4 protein-coding genes are annotated in these 5568 nt (G+C 35.3%); all 4 read left to right on the top strand.

The annotated features are described in order from the left end of the window. Positions 1-1056 (top strand): AMP-binding protein (locus tag F6K22_RS29855; protein ID WP_293106533.1); only part of this gene is annotated, 1056 nt, incomplete at its 5' end. 30 nt (positions 1057-1086) lie between these two features. Then, complete coding sequence (locus tag F6K22_RS29860; protein ID WP_293106535.1) at positions 1087-2889, top strand: acyl-CoA dehydrogenase family protein; 1803 nt, start codon at positions 1087-1089, stop codon at positions 2887-2889. Then, on the top strand, positions 2858-3238 hold the full coding sequence (locus F6K22_RS29865; protein WP_293106538.1) for an acyl carrier protein: 381 nt from the start codon (positions 2858-2860) through the stop codon (positions 3236-3238). The genes F6K22_RS29860 and F6K22_RS29865 overlap by 32 nt, the downstream gene beginning before the upstream one ends. 442 nt (positions 3239-3680) lie before the next feature. Beyond that, complete coding sequence (locus F6K22_RS29870; protein ID WP_293106541.1) at positions 3681-5144, top strand: MBOAT family O-acyltransferase; 1464 nt, start codon at positions 3681-3683, stop codon at positions 5142-5144. Positions 5145-5568: the final 424 nt, after the last annotated feature.

Here is a 5568-nt window from a genome sequence, read left to right on the forward strand (position 1 = left end):
CAAGCTCTGTCAAATTACAAAGCTACTCACAGTCAGGGACCTAACTTTGCCTATGACCTTTGTGTTCGGCGAGTTAAACCAAAACAACTATCTACACTAGATCTGAGTAATTGGGAAGCAGCAGGTAATGCAGCGGAACCTATTAATCCTAAAGTTATGGGGAGTTTCTACGAAACTTTCTCAGCTAGTGGTTTTCGTTGGAATGCTTTTGCTCCATGTTATGGATTAGCAGAAGATACTTTGTTGGTCTCAGCTAAACCTAAACTTACAGACCCGGTACTTTGTACTATAGATGCAACTGCTTTAGTAGAAAAAAACAAAATTGTAGAAGTTTCTCCCAATGAAACTGGGGTAAGAGCTTATCCATCTTGCGGTCAGCTAGTTTGTGAAACTCAGGTAGCTATTGTTAATCCAGAAACTTTCGCAAAATGTGCAACTGATGAAGTAGGAGAGATTTGGGTATTAGACCCTAGTGTGGCTCAAGGCTATTGGGAACGTCCTGAAGCAACTAAAGAAACATTCCAAGCTTACATCAAAGATACTGGAGAAGGTCCGTTTTTGCGGACTGGAGACCTAGGATTTCTGAAAGATGGGGAGCTGTATATTACTGGTCGGATCAAAGATTTAATCATTATCCGAGGTACAAATCACTATCCTCAAGATATAGAGTGGACAGTACAACAGCTTCATCCGGCACTTCGTCCAGATTATGGGGCAGCATTTTCAATTGAAGTTAAGGGTGATGAACATCTAGTAATTGTTCAAGAGGTGGAGCGTCGTACTCAAGATTTAGATACTGAGAAAGTAATCAATGACATTCGGCAAGCTGTCTCTGAAGACCATGAACTACAAGTCTATGCTGTAGTTTTAGGTAAACCAGGAAATATTCTCAAAACTGCTAGTGGCAAGATTCAACGTCGTGCCTGTCGCTCAAATTTTTTGGCAGGAACACTAGATGTGATAGCTGACTGGAGTGAAGATCCTCAACTAACCTCCAAGTATCGGAAGTTACAACAAGAAGTTGAGTCATTAGCATCTCAAGTGAAAAATAGCTAGAAACTTAACTGAGAAATTAGGAGATTTAGGATGGATAAACTAAAGCAATATTGGGTAGCTGAAGAACTAGAACGCGCTCTTGGGGATCCAGAAAATCCAGACAGTCAAATGTCTTTCAAGAAAGTAATTGAGATTGATGAGAGTGAAGAGTTTCCCCATGAGGAAATTGCATGGCTCTATAACTGGAAGCTACAACATTATTATGTACCTGTCAATTGTGGTGGAGAGTTTACTTCTTTTGAAGAGTTTGTAGCTTTTGTTAGGGTTTTGTGTCGGCGCGACCAAACAATAGGAATTGCTTTTACTACCATGTTTTGGTCTTTTATCACCTGGATGGCTGGTACAGAAGAACAAAAACAAAAGTTAGCAGCTTATATTAAAGATGAACATGGGACAATGTGCCTGGGTTACTCAGAGAAGGAACATGGTGCTGACTTAGTTGGTGGAGATTTGACTGCCACAAAAGTTCCTGGAGGTTATCTACTGAATGGAGAAAAATGGCCGATAAATCGGGCAACCATTTCAGGAGTATCTTATATATTAGCAAAGACGGATAAAGATGGCGGAGCTAGAAGTCTATCTTTATTTATGGTAGAAAAAAGCCGACTTGATTCAGCAAATTACTACAATTTACCGAAAATTCTTACCCACGGAATTAGAGCTTCTGATATGAGTGGGATAGGTTTTAAAGATTGCTTTGTTCCTGAAGATATGTTGATCAAAGGGGAAGGAGCAGGTCTAGAAGTAGCTTTGAAAGGATTTCAAATTACTAGAACTTTATGTGCAGCTTTTTCTCATGGTGCTGCTGATACTGCTTTAAGAACTACACTGAAATTTGCAATTAATCGGGTAATTTATAATAAGACAGTTTTTGATATTCCTCAACCTAGGAAAATTCTGCTAGACGGATTTTTAGACCTATTAATTTGTGATTGTGAAACTATTGGAGCAGCAAGAGGATTTCATGTTATTCCCGAACAATTTAGTGTTTGGGCAGCAGTGGTGAAATATTTTGTAACTGTTCAGTTAGAAACAATGATTAATAATATTTCATCAGTGTTAGGTTCTCGTTTTTATATGCGAGAAGAACATGATTTTGGAATGTTCCAAAAAGTTCTGAGAGATAATTCAATTATTAGTGTATTTGATGGTAGTACAACTGTTAATTTGCACGCTCTAATGTTGCAGTTCCGTCAGTTAACAAAACATCGTTCTCGACGGAATTCTGCTAAGATGGAAAAAATTAAATCTCGTCTGGAAATAATTTATTCCTTAGAGAAACAATTACCTACTTTTACACCAGAAAAATTAGAAATTTCAGGGCGGGGTGCTGATGATACTTTACAAGGATTAGAAATTGCATTAGAACAGTTAAAAGGTTTAAAAAATGCTAATATAGAACCATTAGTTCTAGAGCAGATTACTACCCTAACTGAGTGTATCCTTGAAGAAGTAAATGCTCACGATCAACAAATTGCTAATTCAGCATTTGAGTTCGGTCACGACCAGTCACCAGAACTATTTGAAATAACTAAAAAATATTGTGCTTTGCACGCTGCTACTGCGTGTGTGCAAATGTGGATTTATAACCGGGAATTACTAGGAGAATTCTTTGCTAGTGGTGAATGGTTAGTTTTAAGTCTAAATCGTCTACTACAACCTTTTGGGCATTCACAAAAAGTAGACCAATCCTATCAGGAAAAAGTCATTCAAGAAATGCTCAAACTTTATAACGAAAATAAAGCTTTTTCTATTGTTCCTTTTCAATTAGCAAAAACTCAAAAACAGGAGAATATAACAAATGCAACAACTTCAGAACTCCAGCACGCTTAATGAAAATTCCCCAGTAGAAATTCTGCAAAACTGGATTAGGGAAAGACTAGCAGAACAACTTACTATTGATAAAAGCACTATTGAGTTTACAGACCCTCTAACTCGTCATGGTTTAGACTCAATTGATGCAGTAACTCTAGTGGGTGAACTAGAAGATGAACTAGATTTAGAATTACCTTCTACATTGTTTTGGGATTATCCTACAATTGAGAAATCAGCTCAATATTTAGTCTCTGAATTTGATATTTCAGAAGCATTAGAAAATCTGGAAGTTTCTGAAGAAGTAACAGAAAAAGTTGAAGAACCTGCTGCCAAATCTGGTAAAGGTTGGGGCGGTTTTTGGAAATAATTCATTAATGGATAATGGATAATGAATAATTGATAATTCCCTCTAGTTAAAACCTACCTTGATTGAAGATAGAGAAATCTACTAAGCTTTTTTTCTCTTGAAATAAAAGGCTTGAAACCTTTGGGGATTAATTATTAATTATCCATTGGTAAAAACATTCACTAGAACATATACATCTCCAAGAAATAAGAGACTTTCCATGAAAAGTCTCTATAAACCAAGGTTTGTATTATTTCAGGAGATATTTAAGAGAAAAAGTCTTAATCATACCTATAAAATTGAGTATAGATTAAGACTTTTTCTTGATATAATGAGAAACAAAATGAAGTTACTATAAAAAATTTTTCCTGGTAACTAGAAATTAATTTAATAGATAAATAAATGGCTCAGACTCTAAGTTGTTGGGATAAGTTTATATCTAGAGAGAGGAGGAAATAGTTAATTGAATTTTTCTGATTTTTCCTTCTGGTGGGTACTACTTCTGTTTAGTGTACCTTTCTTTAGTATTCGTGCTATAGGAAAAAGTTCAAACCTATGGCAAGATTATTTTGATACCATCGGTTTGATGGTATTGTCACTAACATTATTTTTAAATGCCAATGTAAAAAGTTTTGCTGTATTTATATTTGAGGTGATTTTCAACTACATAATGGTGCAACTAATGTTCCGTAGAAGTGGTTGGGAGTCAAGGGCGATCGCTACTTTTTTAATAGTTTTTGATGTGGCGATATTAGCATACTTTAAATATCTAACATTTTTTGTAGAAGATGTAGTTGGTTTAGTGGTAGGAATTCCGAATAATTGGCAACAAAGTTTTCCTTTACCTGTATATAAGACTATTCCACCAGGTATTTCTTTTTATACTTTCCAGATGGTGGCATTTGTTGTAGATTCTTTTACAGCAAAAAGTAAAAAGAAAAAGCAGATTAATTTTGTAGATTATGTTAACTTTATTGCATTCTTTCCTCAGATTGTAGCAGGTCCAATCGAAAGACGCAAACAATTATTACCTCAAATACAATCTTTCAAATTCAAATTTACACCAGAAAATTTTGATATAGGTTTGCGGTGGTTGTCTCTAGGTTTATTTATGAAGTTTGTTCTAGGAGATAACATTAGCCCATACATTGACCTAAAAGAAACAGCAAATGCTTGGTTAATTTGGTTTCATGCATTCTTATTCACTTTAAGAATATATTTTGACTTTGGTGGGTACAGCTTTATGGCTGTTGGTATAGCTAAAGTTGTTGGAGTTAAATTAGAACTTAATTTTCTTGCACCCTACACCTCTGTAAGTATTCAAGAATTTTGGCGACGTTGGCACATTACTTTGAGTAATTGGTTTAGGGACTATGTTTTTATTCCCTTGATGGGTGCAAATAAACAGTGGGCAGCATTCTATTTATTTATAACTTTTACTCTTTCAGGTTTTTGGCATGGTGCAGCCTGGAATTTTATTTTATGGGGAGCTTACCACGGAGCATTATTATTGGTGCTTAGATATGCTGGTAGATCGTTTCAAAGATTTGTGGGAAGATGGACTGCCAAAACTGAGTTTGTATCCTGGGCTTTGACATTAATATCGGTAACTCTAGGTTGTTTATTTTTCATGGAGACCGATATTAGTAGGTTGGGAGTTAAGTTACAAACTTTAGTTACGCCATGGGCATATTCATTCTCTGGAGTTATTGATGCCTTTAGTTCTTATAGTATAAATGAGGCTTATGCTTTAGGTTTTACTATGTTTCTGGCAATAGGGGCATTATTTTTAGAACATTTGGCAGTGTGGCAAAAACGAGAGGAGTATGAAATATTATTATCTCCTTGGGTATCTCGAACTTTGTTAGGTTTAACTATTTTATTAGGGGCAACTGTTCCTTCGGATTTTATTTACTTCGAGTTTTAGTTCTTAGGTTATAGGGGTATAGCTGAAGTTAGAAGTCAGAAGTCAGAAGTTAGAAGTTAGAATTAAAATTCTTGCTGTGACTAATAACGAGGAGTGAGAATGTCTTAATTGCCCTGGTGACTTCTATAAATACAGGGGGTAAATACAGAAAGCGAAAACTTGTATAAACTTTCTCAAACTTACTCATAAATATAGGTATAAAACTATCTAGGAGTAACTTTTTTTCAGTTGTCTATGCCATTGAGTCTCTATCAGCTACAATTAAGGTATGAAGCTAGTTGAACGTCATGTAATCAAGAAAAACCATCCTTTTTGGTCTGAAATTGACCACAAGGCTTTTTTGTCTAAAAATCTGTTTAATTTAGCTAACTACTATTATCGTCAATATTTCTTTACTACTCAAAAGAAATTCAATTTTACTGAA

Source organism: Okeania sp. SIO2F4 (assembly GCF_010672385.1).
Classification (GTDB): Bacteria; Cyanobacteriota; Cyanobacteriia; order Cyanobacteriales; family Microcoleaceae; genus Trichodesmium.

What these genes read in the sequence shown, in the direction of transcription:
- F6K22_RS29865 (WP_293106538.1), top strand. Translation starts at nt 2,858, where the DNA reads ATGCAACAACTTCAGAACTCCAGCACGCTTAATGAAAATTCCCCAGTA.
- F6K22_RS29860 (WP_293106535.1), top strand. Translation starts at nt 1,087, where the DNA reads ATGGATAAACTAAAGCAATATTGGGTAGCTGAAGAACTAGAACGCGCT.